Source organism: Streptomyces sp. NPDC107546, from assembly GCF_055639175.1.
Genome location: NZ_JBVKBA010000026.1, coordinates 39,442 through 54,807 on the forward strand (window position 1 = coordinate 39,442; position 15,366 = coordinate 54,807).

The 15,366-nt window shown below is 69.3% G+C and carries 13 protein-coding genes and 2 riboswitches; of the genes, 10 read left to right on the forward strand and 3 right to left on the reverse strand.

The window, feature by feature from the left end:
- Positions 1-23: 23 nt before the first annotated feature.
- The 3 genes from glyA to gcvT all read right to left on the reverse strand — a co-directional run bounded on the left by glyA (position 24) and on the right by gcvT (position 2,907).
- The gene (glyA, locus tag ACZ7L1_RS29770) at positions 24-1,286 is read right to left on the reverse strand and encodes a serine hydroxymethyltransferase (RefSeq protein WP_471441378.1); all 1,263 of its coding nucleotides are present in this window, start codon (positions 1,284-1,286) and stop codon (positions 24-26) included.
- A gap of 15 nt (positions 1,287-1,301) precedes the next feature.
- Entirely contained in the window at positions 1,302-1,679 is a 378-nt protein-coding gene (gcvH, locus tag ACZ7L1_RS29775; protein ID WP_471441380.1) for a glycine cleavage system protein GcvH, read from the reverse strand.
- 109 nt (positions 1,680-1,788) lie between these two features.
- Positions 1,789-2,907: a glycine cleavage system aminomethyltransferase GcvT gene (gene gcvT / locus ACZ7L1_RS29780; protein ID WP_471441382.1), complete on the reverse strand. Its 1,119-nt coding sequence runs from the start codon at positions 2,905-2,907 to the stop codon at positions 1,789-1,791.
- A 68-nt stretch (positions 2,908-2,975) separates the two neighbouring features.
- Positions 2,976-3,091: riboswitch (glycine riboswitch) on the reverse strand.
- Positions 3,092-3,203, reverse strand: a riboswitch (glycine riboswitch).
- A 215-nt stretch (positions 3,204-3,418) separates the two neighbouring features.
- On the opposite strand from gcvT, the gene ACZ7L1_RS29785 reads away from it, so the two are divergent.
- The 10 genes from ACZ7L1_RS29785 to ACZ7L1_RS29830 all read left to right on the forward strand — a co-directional run bounded on the left by ACZ7L1_RS29785 (position 3,419) and on the right by ACZ7L1_RS29830 (position 15,136).
- Positions 3,419-4,111, forward strand: a complete 693-nt coding sequence (locus ACZ7L1_RS29785; protein WP_471441461.1) for an AAA family ATPase — start codon at positions 3,419-3,421, stop codon at positions 4,109-4,111.
- Between the two features lie 66 nt (positions 4,112-4,177).
- A complete protein-coding gene (locus tag ACZ7L1_RS29790; RefSeq protein WP_471441384.1) occupies positions 4,178-4,969 on the forward strand; it encodes an enhanced serine sensitivity protein SseB in 792 nt (263 codons plus the stop codon).
- Between the two features lie 211 nt (positions 4,970-5,180).
- Complete coding sequence (locus ACZ7L1_RS29795) at positions 5,181-5,975, forward strand: enhanced serine sensitivity protein SseB C-terminal domain-containing protein (protein ID WP_471441386.1); 795 nt, start codon at positions 5,181-5,183, stop codon at positions 5,973-5,975.
- Positions 5,976-6,298: 323 nt separating this feature from the next.
- Positions 6,299-7,306 (forward strand): ABC transporter permease, encoded by a 1,008-nt coding sequence (locus tag ACZ7L1_RS29800; RefSeq protein ID WP_471441388.1) that lies wholly within the window; start codon positions 6,299-6,301, stop codon positions 7,304-7,306.
- Positions 7,307-7,375: 69 nt separating this feature from the next.
- Positions 7,376-9,169: an ABC transporter substrate-binding protein gene (locus ACZ7L1_RS29805; RefSeq protein WP_471441390.1), complete on the forward strand. Its 1,794-nt coding sequence runs from the start codon at positions 7,376-7,378 to the stop codon at positions 9,167-9,169.
- Between the two features lie 111 nt (positions 9,170-9,280).
- Positions 9,281-10,279 (forward strand): ABC transporter permease, encoded by a 999-nt coding sequence (locus tag ACZ7L1_RS29810; protein ID WP_471441392.1) that lies wholly within the window; start codon positions 9,281-9,283, stop codon positions 10,277-10,279.
- Complete coding sequence (locus ACZ7L1_RS29815) at positions 10,276-11,373, forward strand: ABC transporter ATP-binding protein (RefSeq protein WP_471441394.1); 1,098 nt, start codon at positions 10,276-10,278, stop codon at positions 11,371-11,373. The genes ACZ7L1_RS29810 and ACZ7L1_RS29815 overlap by 4 nt, the downstream gene beginning before the upstream one ends.
- A gap of 23 nt (positions 11,374-11,396) precedes the next feature.
- Positions 11,397-12,863 carry an ABC transporter ATP-binding protein gene (locus tag ACZ7L1_RS29820; protein ID WP_471441396.1) on the forward strand — a complete coding sequence of 489 codons (1,467 nt, stop codon included), beginning with the start codon at positions 11,397-11,399 and terminating at the stop codon, positions 12,861-12,863.
- A gap of 105 nt (positions 12,864-12,968) precedes the next feature.
- Complete coding sequence (locus tag ACZ7L1_RS29825) at positions 12,969-14,369, forward strand: M1 family metallopeptidase (protein ID WP_471441398.1); 1,401 nt, start codon at positions 12,969-12,971, stop codon at positions 14,367-14,369.
- Positions 14,370-14,437: 68 nt separating this feature from the next.
- Entirely contained in the window at positions 14,438-15,136 is a 699-nt protein-coding gene (locus ACZ7L1_RS29830) for a trimeric intracellular cation channel family protein (protein ID WP_471441463.1), read from the forward strand.
- The last annotated feature ends 230 nt before the right edge of the window (positions 15,137-15,366 follow it).

Genomic DNA, 15,366 nt, shown 5'->3' on the forward strand with positions numbered 1-15,366 from the left:
CGCGGTGCCCCGCACAAGGTGACTTACTTGTTCAGACCCGGGTACAGCGGGTGCTTCTCGGCCAGGGCCTTGACCCGGGCCTTGAGCCCCTCGGCGTCGTAGGACGGCTTCAGCGTCTCGGCGATGACGTCCGCGACCTCCGCGAAGTCCTCGGCCGTGAAGCCGCGGGTCGCCAGGGCCGGCGTGCCGATGCGCAGGCCCGAGGTGACCATCGGCGGGCGCGGGTCGTTCGGGACCGCGTTGCGGTTGACCGTGATGCCGACCTCGTGCAGGCGGTCCTCGGCCTGCTGCCCGTCCAGCTCCGAGTCGCGCAGGTCGACCAGGACCAGGTGCACGTCCGTGCCGCCGGTCAGGACGTTCACGCCGGCCTCGCGCGCGTCGGCGGCCGTCAGCCGCTCGGCGAGGATCTTCGCGCCCTCGACCGTACGGCGCTGGCGCTCGCGGAACTCCTCCGTCGCGGCGACCTTGAAGGACACCGCCTTGGCCGCGATCACATGCTCCAGGGGGCCGCCCTGGAAGCCCGGGAAGACGGACGAGTTCAGCTTCTTCGCGAACTCCTTCTTGGCGAGGATGATGCCGCCGCGGGGACCGCCCAGCGTCTTGTGGGTGGTGGAGGTGACGACATCGGCGTACTGCACCGGGTTCGGGTGCAGGCCCGCCGCGACCAGACCGGCGAAGTGCGCCATGTCCACCCACAGGTGGGCCTCGACCTCGTCCGCGATCCGGCGGAACTCGGCGAAGTCCAGCTGCCGCGGGTACGCCGACCAGCCGGCGATGATCACCTTCGGGCGGTGCTCCTTGGCGAGCCGCTCGACCTCGGCCATGTCGACCAGGCCGGTGGCGTCCACGTGGTAGGCGACCACGTCGAACTGCTTGCCCGAGAAGTTCAGCCGCATCCCGTGGGTCAGGTGGCCGCCGTGCGCGAGGTCGAGTCCGAGGATGGTGTCGCCGGGCTGGGCCAGCGCGAACAGGGCGGCCTGGTTGGCGGAGGCGCCGGAGTGGGGCTGCACATTGGCGTACTCCGCGCCGAACAGCTCCTTGATCCGGTCGATGGCGATCTGCTCGGTGACGTCGACGTGCTCGCAGCCGCCGTAGTAGCGGCGGCCGGGGTAGCCCTCGGCGTACTTGTTGGTGAGCACCGAGCCCTGCGCCTCCATGACCGCCAGCGGGGCGAAGTTCTCGGAGGCGATCATCTCGAGGGTGGACTGCTGGCGGTGCAGCTCGGCGTCGACCGCTGCGGCGACCTCCGGGTCGAGCTCGTGCAGGGACGTGTTCAGAAGGGTCATCTGCGGGTGCGCTCCTCAGCCGGCGATGTGGGCGTCGTACTCGTCGGCGGACAGCAGGTCGGCCGGCTCCTCGGACACGCGTACCTTGAAGAGCCAGCCGCCCTCGAAGGGCTCGGAGTTCACCAGCGACGGGTCGTTGACCACGTCCTCGTTGACCTCCGTGATCTCGCCGGTGACCGGGGAGTACAGGTCGCTGACCGACTTGGTCGACTCCAGCTCGCCGCAGGTATCGCCTGCGGTCACCGTGTCACCGACCTCTGGGAGCTGGACGAAGACGACATCGCCGAGCGCGTTCGCCGCGTGCTCCGTGATGCCGACCGTCGCGACGCCGTCCTCGGCGTCCGACAGCCACTCGTGCTCCTTGCTGTAGCGCAGCTGCTGGGGGTTGCTCATGACCTGAATTCTCCTGTACGCGGGGGAGTGGTGGGGAAGGGAGTACTGCTGCAGACGTGCGTGAGCACGGCGGAGGTGCGCGGGATCACGTCCCCCGTCCGCCGAGTGCCTACTTCTGGCGCTTGTAGAACGGCAGTGCCACGACCTCGTGCGGCTCGTGGCTGCCCCGGATGTCCACCCCGACCCCGGGGGTGCCCGGCGCGGAGTGCGCGGCGTCGACGTACGCCATCGCGATCGGCCTGCCCAGCGTGGGGGAGGGGGCCCCGGAGGTGACCCCGCCGATCACCTCGCCGCCCGCGACGACCGGGTACCCGGCCCGCGGCACGCGGCGGCCCTCGGCGACCAGGCCGACGAGGACGCGCGGCGGGTTCTCCTGCGCACGGGAGGCGGCATCCTCCAGCGCGGCACGCCCCACGAAGTCGCCCTCCTTCTCGAACTTCACCACCCGGCCGAGCCCGGCGTCGAAGGGCGTCAGCGAAGTGGTCAGCTCGTGCCCGTACAGCGGCATGCCCGCCTCCAGGCGCAGCGTGTCCCGGCAGGAGAGCCCGCAGGGGGCCAGACCGACGGGGGCGCCCGCCTCGGTCAGCGCCTGCCACAGCTTCTCGGCGTGCTCGGGCGCGACGAACAACTCGAAGCCGTCCTCGCCCGTGTAGCCGGTGCGCGCGATGAGGGCGGGAACGCCCGCCACCGTGCCGGGCAGGCCGGCGTAGTACTTCAGGCCGTCGAGATCGGCGTCGGTGAGGGACCGCAGGATGCCGGGGGACTCGGGGCCCTGGACGGCGATCAGCGCATACGCGTCCCGGTCGTCGCGCACCGCGGCGGCGAAGCCCGCGGCACGCTCGGTCAGCGCGTCGAGGACCACCTGGGCGTTGGAGGCGTTGGCGACGACCATGTACTCGTTCTCGGCCAGCCGGTAGACGATCAGGTCGTCCAGGATGCCGCCGTCCTCCTGGCAGATCATGGTGTAGCGGGCGCGGCCCACGCGGACGGAGGCGATGTCGCCGATCAGCGCGTGGTTGAGGAACCGGTCCGCCTCGGGCCCGGTCACCGTGATCTCACCCATGTGCGAGAGGTCGAACAGCCCCGCCCTGGTACGGACGGCGACGTGCTCGTCGCGCTCGGAGCCGTACCTGAGGGGCATGTCCCAGCCGGCGAAGTCGGTCATCGTCGCGCCGAGCGAACGATGCAGGGCATCGAGCGCGGTGCGGCGCAGGGGGCTACTGCTCATCGGTTGTGCTCCCAGGGCGTGGGTCCCCGCGCGCGAGCGAATGCGAGCGTGGGGAAGGGCGAGGTCGGTCCTCCCCATCTGTCATCGGAACCTGAGAGGTTCGCCATGAACGCCCGCACGGCGGGTCGTCACGGCTTGCACCTTGGGTGGAGCCACCGAGAAGCGGCCCGCTTTCCAGATGTGCCTCGCCCGCGCGGTATCGGGGCCTGAGAGATTCAAGGGAGGGACTTGCTCCTTCGGCGCCCGGGCCCACGTACGTACCCCGTACGTCCCCGGAACTCTCCCGCGCGGATTCAAGCGGCCGGTATGCAGTTGGCGCGCACATCATTGCACGCCTCGCCCGGTCGTGGCAGGCCGCGTGGGCAACCGGCCCGGGGCCGCCTCCGCGACCGGCTTCCGGGCGCATCTGTGACCGGGTTGTGGCAGTAGGCGAACGCCATCGGGAGAAACCGTCCATTACCTTCTCTTTACACTCGGCGGGGATGGGACTTCCTGACCGCAAGGGAGGACGATCACGGTGGACAGGACGACGGCGTACGCCATGACCACGGGCATCGCGGTACCCCGGCAGCCCGGAGCCCCGGCCCGGGAGGCCGGCGCGCCGGTGCCGGAGCCGGTGGTCCGCGACCTGCGCGACCGAGGGGGCCACAGCCCGTACGGACTCACCTTCGGCGCCCGCGACCTCGTCGTGGTCACCGGCCTGCCCGGCAGCGGCAAGTCCACGCTCATGCGGCGCACGGTGCGCGGCGCCCGCGTCGACTCCCAGGACACCCGGGACCGCTGGGACGCCCGCCTGGCCCGCTTCCTGCCGTACGGGGTCTACCGCCCCCTGGTCCGCCTCGCGCACTACGCCGGCCTGCGCCGGGCCCTGCGCGCCGGCAGCGGAGTCGTCGTGCACGACTGCGGCACCCAGACCTGGGTGCGCACCTGGCTCGCCCGCGAGGCCCGGCGCCGCGGCGGCACGCTCCATCTGCTCCTGCTCGACGTCACTCCCGGCACGGCCCTGGACGGCCAGCGCGAGCGGGGCCGAGGGGTCACCCGTTACGCCTTCCTGCGTCACCGCCGCGCCATCCGCCATCTGCTGCGCGCCGTCGAGCGGGGCCGGCTCCCGGAGGGCTGTGGCTCGGCGGTCCTGCTCGACCGGGACGCGGCGGACGTGCTGCGCCGGATCGACTTCGCGGACCGGGCGGAAGGAGCGGAATGAATCGCGGTGCCCGCGCACCCGTTAGCCTTTTCGCCACACCAGTGGTACTCGGCAGGCGGTAGGCAGATGGACATCCCGGCGGACCTTCCCGCGGACTTCCCGGCACAGGCGCACCCCCATCCGCACGGCGGATGGCCGGGCAACGAGCTGGAGGAGGTGCTGTCCGCCTCGCTCGGCATCCCCTCGGCGGGCGGCCGGATCGTCGAGGTGCTCGGGCGCAGCTTCCTGTGGGTGCCGCTGCCGAACGGCGGCGGCCCGCACAGAGGCCCCCTCGACCTGCCCACGCTGGAGATCGAGGGTCAGGCGTACGTCCCGGTGTTCACCTCGGAGGAGCAGTTCCGCCATGCCGCCGGCGGCCACATGTCGTACACCATCGCGCCCGCCGCCGAGTTCGCCCGCGGGCTGCCCCCGCAGGTCGGCATCGCGGTCAACCCGGGCGGCGTGGTCGGCATACCCCTGCCTCCGGAGGCGGTGGCCGAGCTGTGCCGCGTGGGACGCACCCCGCTGGACGGCCCCACGACCGGCGGCCGCGTCCGCCTCTTCGAACCGGACTGGCAGGACGACCCGGTGGACTTCCTCGCCGCCGCGTCCGCCGAGTTCACGGCGACCGGCGTGGTCCTCACGGCACGTCGCTGCCTCGCCGCCGTCGAGACGGCGGACCCGGTGCTGTTCGTCGGCGTGGAGCTCTCCCAGTGGGAGGGCGACCTCCGCACCCTCCCCCTGGACGCCCTGGGCCGCGCCCTGGCCAAGGCCGCGGTCAAGTGGCCGGTCAACCTGGTCCTCCTGGACGTGGCCCAGGACCCGGTGGCCGACTGGATGAGGGAGAAGGTCCGGCCGTTCTACCAGCAGGGGTACTGAGCAGGGCGCCCGTCAGGGGGCGCCCTGAAAGGGGCGCGGGGAACTGCGCGACAAGCCACGACGAACCTGCACCCGTCCACTGGCGGCAAGCCCCGAGCTCCAGGGCCCACAGCCAGCGGCAGCCACTGCGCACCGGCTGTCAGCGGACCCGCCTAACCTGGTTTCATATGCGGAGCACATCGTCAGCGAAGGGGCGGTAAAGGTGAGCGGGGTGAGCGCCAGCGGCACCACGGCCGGCCAGGTCGAACACATGCTGCGCCAGGTGACGCCCGGGCGCTACGACGCCTACGAGGCGCTCCTGCGCGCGCTCGCGACCCCGTCCACCGGCAGGGTCTGGATGCTGTTGTGGCACGGCCAGGCAGGCTCGCCCGACGCCCAGTACGCGACCATGGAAGTGGACGGCCACGGCTACGCGCCCTGCGTCACCTCCGCACAGGAGCTCTCGGCCAGCGGCTGGAGTCGCTCCTACGAGGTGATCGACGGCGCCGACGTGGCCCGCGCCCTCTACCCCGGACACTACGGCCTGTGGCTGAACCCGCATGCGCCGGGCGGTGGCGTCGGCATCCCCTGGCTGGACCTGCGCCGCATCGCCGCCGGTCTGGAGCACCAGCCCGCGGGCCCCCTGCGGCTGTCCGAACCGGCCATCGAGATCCCGCAGTTCTACGCCCTGCTCACCCAGAACGCCCACCGCACGCCCGCCGTGCGCTCCTTGCGTCGCGCCTGGGTGCAACCGGCCCTCGGCGCTCCGTACCTGGCGATCGGCCTGGACGTCTACGACACCTCACCGCCCGCCGTCGACTCGGTGCGGGCGATGATGCAGCAGTCCGTCACGGCCGTCCCGGAGGGCCTGCCGGTGTCGACGGTCGCGCTGTCCGACGAGGACGACCCGGTGGCGATGTGGCTGCGCGTCAACTCCCGCCCGTTCTACGACCGCGAGGCCCACGCCCCGGCACCGGCCCCCGCGGCGGGCGGCTACGGCTATCCGCCGGCGCGCGGGGCGTACTGACGTCCGTACTCCCCGGGCGGAGGGACCGGGTTCGGCACCCGGAGTCCTTCTCCGCGCGTAGATGAGGGTGGATGGCCCCTCTCTCGTGTTAAATGCCCTGATTTGGTGGTGCCCGCACCGCGTTACCAGCTGTCCGGATAACGGATCTCCCCAGTCCGCATCACGTTTATGCATCCTTTCACTGTCAAGTCTGGTCACTGATCGCCGAAGCATTGAAGACTCCGGCTTCAAGGGGTTTCGCCCCTGTGTACGACGGACTGAGTCATGCCGCCACAGCGGCAAGCGCGGGCCGGCCACCGCCGGTTGAGAGGGGTCCCTGCCAGATGACGGCACCATTGCACGAGCCGACTGCGGAAGCGGCCCCGGGAGCGGCCGAGGAAGCAGCGGCTGCCGCCACCGCCGCGAAAGCCGTTCAGGGCCGTTCCCTGGGACGGATCGCCTGGGAGCGTCTCAAGCAGGACAAGCTCGCCCTCACGGGGGGCGTCGTCGTGCTCCTGCTCATCGCGGTCGCCCTGCTCGCGCCCGTGATCTCCAACCTGGTCGGGCAGGATCCCGACGCCTACCACGAGAACCTGATCGACCCGCTCTTCGGTACGCCCAGGGGGTCCCTGGGTGGCATCAGCGGCGATCACCTGCTGGGTGTCGAGCCGGTCAACGGCCGTGACATCTTCGCCCGCATCCTCTACGGCGCGCGGGTCTCGCTGCTGGTCGGCTTCCTGTCCGCCATGGTCGCCGTCATCCTCGGCACCATCCTGGGTGTCCTGGCCGGCTTCTTCGGTGGCTGGGTCGACTCGATCGTCAGCCGCGTCATGGACGGTCTGCTCGCCTTCCCGCAGCTGCTGTTCACCATCGCGCTGGTCTCCGTCATGCCGAACAACATGCTGGGGCTGACCGGCTCCAACGTGCGCGTGTTCGTGATGATCCTGGTCATCGGCTTCTTCGGCTGGCCCTACATCGGACGCGTGGTTCGCGGCCAGACGCTCTCGCTGCGTGAGCGCGAGTACGTCGAGGCGGCCCGCTCGCTCGGCGCCGGGCGCCTCTACATCCTCTTCAAGGAGCTGCTGCCCAACCTCGTCGCGCCGATCATCGTGTACACGACCATGATGATCCCCACCAACATCCTCACCGAGGCGGCACTCAGCTTCCTGGGCGTGGGCGTCAAGCCGCCCACGGCCTCCTGGGGACAGATGCTCTCGAGCGCGATCGACTACTACGACTCGGATCCCATGTACATGGTGGTCCCGGGCGTGGCGATCTTCATCACCGTTCTTGCATTCAACCTCTTCGGCGACGGCGTACGCGACGCGCTGGACCCGAAGGGCTCCCGCTGAACTGCCGTACCCCAAGCTTCCCGTGGCACCTGCACGGGGTCTCTCATCAAATCCGGAGGATCCGAGATCGTGACTACCCAACGCACCTCAGGGCGGCGCAAGCAGGCCATGGCCGCTGCCGCCGTGGTCGCCGCGCTGCTGACCACGGCGGCGTGCGGCGGCGGCAACGACGACAACAGCGGTTCGAAGAACGGTGCGGCCGGCTTCGATGCGGCGAACAACAAGGTCGCCCAGGCCTCTGAGGCCAAGAAGGGCGGCACGCTGAAGTTCGGTGGGGCCCAGGACGCCGACTCGTGGGACACCACGCGCGGCTACTACGGCTTCGCCTGGAACTTCATGCGCTACTACAGCCGCCAGCTCGTCACGAACAAGACGGAGCCCGGTAAGGAAGGCGCCAAGCTGACCCCGGACCTCGCCACCGGGCTCGCCAAGGTCTCCGACAACGGCAAGACGTACTCGTACACGCTGCGCGACGGGATCACCTGGGAGGACGGCAAGCCGATCACCTCCAAGGACGTCAAGTACGGCATCGAGCGCGTGTGGGCGCAGGACGTGCTGTCCGGCGGCCCGACCTACCTGAAGGACTTCCTGGACCCGGACGGCAAGTACCAGGGCCCGTACAAGGACACGTCCGCGGACCACCTCGGTCTGAAGGCGATCGACACGCCCGATGACAAGACGATCGTCTTCCACCTGCCCAAGGCGAACGCCGACTTCGAGGAAGTGCTCGCGCTGACCTCGGCGTCCCCGGTCCGCCAGGACAAGGACACCAAGTCCAAGTACGCGCTGCACCCGTTCTCCTCGGGCCCGTACAAGTTCCAGTCGTACAACCCGGGCAAGGACCTCACCCTGGTCCGCAACGCCAACTGGAAGCAGTCCTCGGACCCGATCCGCAAGGCGTACCCGGACAAGATCACCGTCCAGTTCTTCTCCGACGCCAACCAGCTGGACCAGCGTCTGCTCAACGGTGACCTCGACCTGGACATCAACCAGACCGGCATGTCGCCCCAGGGCCGTACCACCGCCCTGAAGGAGCACAAGGCCAACCTGGACAACCCGGTCTCGGGCTACATCCGTTACGCGGTCTTCCCGCAGAGCGTGAAGCCGTTCGACAACGAGCACTGCCGCAAGGCCGTCATCTACGGCGCCGACCACGTCTCCCTCCAGACGGCGCGCGGTGGCCCCGTCGCCGGTGGTGACATCGGCACCAACATGCTGCCGCCGTCCGTCCCGGGCGCCGAAGGCCAGAAGTACGACCCGTACGAGCTCGCCGGTGCCAACAAGAACGGCAACGCCGCCAAGGCCAAGGAAGAGCTGAAGGCCTGCGGCCAGCCCAACGGCTTCAAGACCACCATCGCCGTCCGCAACAACAAGCCGGTCGAGGTGGCCACCGCCCAGTCCCTGCAGGCGTCGCTGAAGAAGATCGGCATCGACGCGCAGATCGACCAGTACGACGGTTCGCAGACCACCGGCATCATCGGTAGCCCCGACAACGTGAAGAAGAAGGGCTACGGCATCATCGTCATGGGCTGGGGTCCGGACTTCCCGACCGTCCAGGGCTTCGGTCTGCCGCTGTGGGACAGCAAGTACATCCTGCAGAGCGGCAACAACAACTACGCCCTGATCAAGGACAAGGCGATCGACGGCCTGTTCGACCAGTACGTGAACACGCTCGATGACGCGAAGAAGACCGAGATCGCCACGCAGATCAACCACAAGGTCATGGAGGGCGGCTACTACCTGCCCTTCGTCTTCGAGAAGTTCATCAACTGGCGTTCGAACCGGCTGGCGAACGTGTACACGACCGACGCCTACAGCGGTCAGTACGACTTCGCCAACCTGGGCCTGAAGTCCGCGAAGTAAACCCCGGCACACCCGCCGTACGGCACGAAAGGCAGGTGAAGGCCGGCGCGGCGTGAGCGCGGGCCACCGGACAACCTCCGGCGGCCCGCGGTCCGCGGCGGGCCGTTAGCTGTGCTCGCTTACCTCATCAGGCGGCTGTTCGCCGCCGCAGTGATGCTTGTGGTCATCGTCATGGTGGTCTTCGGCATCTTCTTCCTCGTCCCCAAGTGGGCGGGCGTCGACATCGCCGCGAGTTTCGTGGGCAAGCAGGCCGACCCGGCCGCCGTGGAGGCGGTGCGCGAGAAGCTGGGCCTCGGCGACCCGATCTACGTCCAGGTCTGGGAGTTCTTCAAGGGCATCTTCGCGGGCCGCACGTACGCGGCCGGCGGTGACGTCACACACTGCGCCGCACCGTGCTTCGGCTACTCCTTCCGCAGTGAACAGGCCGTCTGGCCGGTGCTGACCGACCGCTTCCCGGTGACCCTGGGTCTCGCGCTCGGTGCCGCCGTGCTGTGGCTGATCTTCGGGATCGCGGCGGGCGTGCTCTCCGCGCTCAAGCGGGGCAGCATCTGGGACCGTGGTGCGATGGTCGTCGCCCTGGCGGGTGTGTCCCTTCCCATCTACTTCACCGGCCTGCTCAGTCTGGCGATCTTCGCCTTCGGCCTGAAGTGGATCGACGCGCAGTACGTGCCCCTCGACCAGAGCATCGGCGGCTGGTTCGGCGGCATGATCCTGCCGTGGATCACCCTCGCGTTCCTCTACGCGGCGATGTACGCCCGGATCACCCGCGCCACCATGCTGGAGATCCTCGGCGAGGACTACATCCGCACCGCCCGCGCGAAGGGTCTGCGCGAACAGACCGTCATCGGGAAGCACGCCATGCGCTCGACGATGACGCCCATCCTGACCATGCTCGGCATGGACCTCGGCGCGCTGATCGGCGGCGCCATCCTGACCGAGTCCACGTTCAACCTTCCGGGCCTCGGTCGCGCCGTGCTCGACGCCATCAGGAACCAGGATCTGCCCATCATCCTGGGCGTCACCCTGATCACTTCCCTCGCGGTGCTCATCGCCAACCTCGTGGTGGATGTTCTGTACGCCGTGATCGACCCCCGAGTGAGGCTCGCATGAGCGAACTCAGCAAGACCGGAGCAGCCGTGGGTGAACCCACGAGTTCCTCGCCCGCGCCGACCGCCTTCCTGGAGGTGCGCGACCTCAAGGTGCACTTCCCGACCGACGACGGTCTGGTGAAGTCCGTCGACGGGCTCAGCTTCCAGCTGGAGAAGGGCAAGACCCTCGGCATCGTGGGCGAGTCGGGTTCCGGCAAGTCCGTCACCTCGCTCGGCATCATGGGCCTGCACACCACGGGCCAGTACGGCAAGCGCAAGGCGCAGATCTCCGGTGAGATCTGGCTGAACGGCACCGAGTTGCTGTCCGCCGACCCCGACCGGGTGCGCAAGATGCGCGGCCGCGAGATGGCGATGATCTTCCAGGACCCGCTGTCCGCGCTGCACCCGTACTACACGATCGGCCAGCAGATCGTGGAGGCGTACCGGATCCACCACGACGTCGACAAGAAGACCGCCCGCAAGCGGGCGATCGAGATGCTCGACCGGGTGGGCATCCCGCAGCCGGACAAGCGGGTCGACAACTACCCGCACGAGTTCTCCGGCGGTATGCGCCAGCGCGCGATGATCGCGATGTCGCTGGTCAACAACCCCGAACTGCTCATCGCGGACGAGCCGACCACCGCGCTGGACGTCACCGTCCAGGCGCAGATCCTCGACCTCATCCGCGATCTGCAGAAGGAGTTCGGCTCCGCCGTCGTCATCATCACCCACGACCTGGGCGTCGTCGCCGAACTGGCCGACGACATCCTGGTGATGTACGGCGGCCGCTGCGTGGAACGCGGCCCGGCCGAGAAGGTGTTCTACGAGCCCCGCCACCCCTACACCTGGGGCCTGCTCGGCTCGATGCCGCGCCTGGACCGCGAGGAGCAGGAGCGTCTGATCCCGGTCAAGGGTTCCCCGCCCTCCCTGATCAACATCCCCTCCGGCTGCGCCTTCAACCCCCGCTGCCCGTACGCCGACGTCCCGAAGGACAACGTCACCCGCACCGTCCGGCCCGAGCTGACCGAGGTCGGCAGCCGGCACTGGGCCGCCTGCCACATGTCGCAGGAGCAGCGGGAGCGTATCTGGACCGAAGAGATTGCGCCGAAGCTGTGAGCGAGAACTCCAAGGACGCGGCAGTGACGATTCCTGCGCAGAGCGACGGTGCCACCCTCACCAAGGACGCCGCACCCGGCGAGACCCTGCTGAAGGTGACCGGCCTCAAGAAGCACTTCCCCATCCGCAAGGGCCTGCTCCAGCGGCAGGTCGGCGCCGTGCGCGCGGTCGACGGCCTCGACTTCGAGGTCAAGGCCGGTGAAACCCTGGGCGTCGTGGGCGAGTCCGGCTGCGGCAAGTCCACCATGGGCCGGCTGATCACCAGGCTGCTCGAGCCGACCGAAGGCACCATCGAGTTCGAGGGCAAGGACATCACGCACCTCGGGGTGAGCGGGATGCGCCCGCTGCGCCGCGATGTGCAGATGATCTTCCAGGACCCGTACTCGTCGCTGAACCCGCGCCACACCATCGGCACCATCGTCGGCGCGCCCTTCCGGCTCCAGGGCGTCACGCCCGAGGGCGGCATCAAGAAGGAAGTGCAGCGGCTGCTGTCGGTCGTGGGCCTCAACCCCGAGCACTACAACCGCTATCCGCACGAGTTCTCCGGGGGTCAGCGCCAGCGCATCGGCATCGCCCGGGCGCTCGCGCTCAACCCGAAGCTGGTCGTGGCCGACGAGCCGGTCTCCGCGCTCGACGTGTCGATCCAGGCGCAGGTCGTCAACCTGCTCGACGACCTCCAGCAGGAGCTGGGCCTGACGTATGTGATCATCGCGCACGACCTGTCGGTCGTCCGGCACGTCTCGGACCGGATCGCGGTGATGTACCTCGGCAAGATCGTCGAGCTCGCCGACCGCGACTCGCTGTACAAGGCGCCGATGCACCCGTACACCAAGGCGCTGATGTCGGCGGTGCCGATCCCGGACCCGAAGCGGAAGAACGCCAAGAGCGATCGCATCCTGCTCAAGGGCGACGTCCCCTCGCCGATCGCCCCGCCGAGCGGCTGCCGCTTCCACACGCGGTGCTGGAAGGCGACGGAGATCTGCCGGACCGCCGAGCCGCAGCTGCTGGAGCTGAAGCCGGGTCAGCGGGTGGCCTGCCACCACCCGGAGAACTTCGAGGACCAGGCCCCGCAGGACACGGTGCTGCTCTCCGCCGCCAAGGAGGCGGCGAAGCTGGTCGCCGACGAGGTGCTGGCGGAGTCCGCGGAGACGTCGGCGGCGGTGGCCGCGGAGGTCGAGGCGGATGCCGAGGCCACCCGTGCGCCGGCTGTGACCGAGGCGCCCTCCCAGGCATCCGCGGCATCCGACGACTCAGACGACTCCGAGGACACGGAAGCACTTTCCGCCGAGGAGACCCCCGAAGCCACGGGCTCGGAGTCCGCGGAGGAGACCTCCGACGAGGCGACCTCGGAGGAGCCCGCCGGTGAGGCGACCTCGGAGGAGCCCGCCGGTGAGGCGCCCTCGGAGGAGCCCGCCGGTGAGGCGGTCGGGGAGGAGTCCGCTCCGGTCAAGCCCGCGGCGGCGGACCGTCAGGAGTCAACCGACAAGTAAGGCATGGCAACTTGGCAAAGTCATGCACATGACCGAACGGGAGAGTGCAGAGTCTGGCGTGACCGTCCGATCGACTGATCGGCGCACGCTCGAAGGGATGACTCCATGGCACTCTCCCGTTCGGCACGTTCGGCGCGCTTAGGGGTTCTGGCCACCGCGGCGGCCTCCTTCCTCGCCGTCGCGGCGTCCTCCGCCCCGGCCCCGGGCTCCGACGGCATCGGTGACTCCTACTTCCCGCAGCTCGGCAACGGCGGCTTCGACGCCCGCCACTACGCCCTCGACGTGGCGTACGCCCCGGACACCGGCCGCCTCGACGGCCGTACGACGATCACGGCCCGTGCCACCCAGAGCCTCACCTCCTTCGACCTGGACCTGCAGCAGCTTCAGGTCACGAGGGTCGAGGTGAACGGAAGACCCGCCCGGTTCACGCGCCAGGGCGACGAGATCCGCATCACCCCGCGCGGCGTTCTCCCCAAGGGCCGGGACTTCACGGTCGCCGTCACCTACGGCGGCGTCCCGCAGCCCCTCGGCGGCCCCATCGTGTTCGGCTCCAAGTACGGGTGGATGAAGACCGCCGACGGCGTGTTCGTCGCGTGCGAGCCCAACGCCGCCTCCACCTGGTTCCCGTCCAGCGACCACCCCTCCGACAAGGCCACCTACGACATCCGCCTCAAGGCGCCCAGGGGCCTGACCGCGGTCTCCAACGGACGTCTCATATCGACGTACGACAAGGGGGACCAGACCGTCACCCACTGGCGGGAGTCCAAGCCGATGGCCACCTATCTGGCGACGGCGACCATCGGCAGGTTCGACGTGCGGACCGGGAAGACGCCGTCCGGGATCCCGATCTACGTCGCCATCGACCCGGTCCTGAAGAACAGCAACAGCGTCGACGTGTACGCCGTCACCGCCGAGGCCACCGACTACTGGTCGAAGGTCTTCGGCCCGTACCCCTTCGAGGAGACCGGAGCCATCGTCGACGACATGCCCGAGGCGGGCTTCTCCCTGGAGGTGCAGTCGAAGCCCGTGTACTCGGCCGTCCGCAACGAGACGACGATCGTGCACGAGCTGGCCCACCAGTGGTTCGGCGACTCGGTCTCGGTGGCGCAGTGGAAGGACATCTGGCTCAACGAGGGGTTCGCGACCTACGCCCAGTGGCTGTGGGCCGAGCACAAGGGAACCCGCTCGGCGCACGACTCCTTCGTCGCGGCGTACGACGCCCGCCCCGCCGACAACGCGTTCTGGCAGGTCAAGGTGGCCGACCCGCAGCGCGACACCATGTTCGCCTCCGCGGTCTACCAGCGCGGGGCGATGACGCTCCAGGCGCTGCGCGAGCGCATCGGCGACACGGCGTTCTTCGAGCTGCTGCCCGCCTGGACCAGGCTCCACCGCTACGGCAACGCGAACACCGGCGACTTCATCCGGCTCGCGGAGAGGATCTCGGGGCAGCGGCTGGACGACCTGTTCCAGAAGTGGATCTTCACCACAGGCAAGCCGTCGCTGTAACCTTGGTGCAATCCTGCGTTTGCCTTGCTTTGTAAGGTGCACCCTGGTGGATGGGTGAGAATGTAAGGGTGCTCCAGCAATTGTTCAGCCCCTCCGTCCAGCACACGCTGGATCTCGTCGGCATCTTCGTCTTCGCGATCTCCGGCGCCCTGCTGGCCGTCCGCAAGAACTTCGACGTCTTCGGCATCGCCGTGCTCGCCGAGGTCACGGCGCTGGGCGGAGGGCTGTTCCGGGACGTGGTCATCGGCGCCGTGCCGCCGGCCGCGTTCACGGATCTGGGGTACTTCCTGACCCCGCTGCTCGCCGCCCTCCTGGTGGTCTTCCTCCATCCACAGGTGGAGCGCATCCAGGTCGCCGTCAATGTCTTCGACGCGGCCGGCCTCGGGCTGTTCTGCGTCGCGGGGACGACGAAGGCGTACGACTACGGACTCGGCCTGACCGCGTCCGCCGCCCTGGGCCTCGCGACGGCCGTGGGCGGCGGTGTCCTGCGCGACGTCCTCGCCAACGAGGTGCCCTCGCTGCTGCGCTGGGACCGCGACCTCTACGCGGTCCCGGCGATCGTCGGGGCCACCATGGTCGCGCTCTGCATACGTTTCGACGCGCTGACCCCGTTCACCTCGGGGCTCGCGGTCGTCACCGCTTTCGTACTACGCCTGATGGCGATGAGGTACCACTGGCGAGCTCCGCGCGCCTGGAACCGGCGGTCCAATGTGGCTGAGGAAGACTCCCCGTGGTCTGGCCGGTCATCTGCTGGCTCAGCCAGGTGAACACCGTCGGGATCTGCGGCCGCCACAGGGCCATGCTGTGTCCGCCCGCGCTGTGCGGGATCAGCACCGCGCGCACCACCGTCGGCGGCTTCGCGATCGCCTGCAGCGCCGCGGCCGCCTGGTAGCCGTCGCCCATCTGGCCCGAGAGGTACAGCGAGATCCGGGGCGGGGTGCGGTAGCCCTTCAGGATGAAGTACGGGTTGTTCTGCCGGCGCAGCTCGACGCTCCGC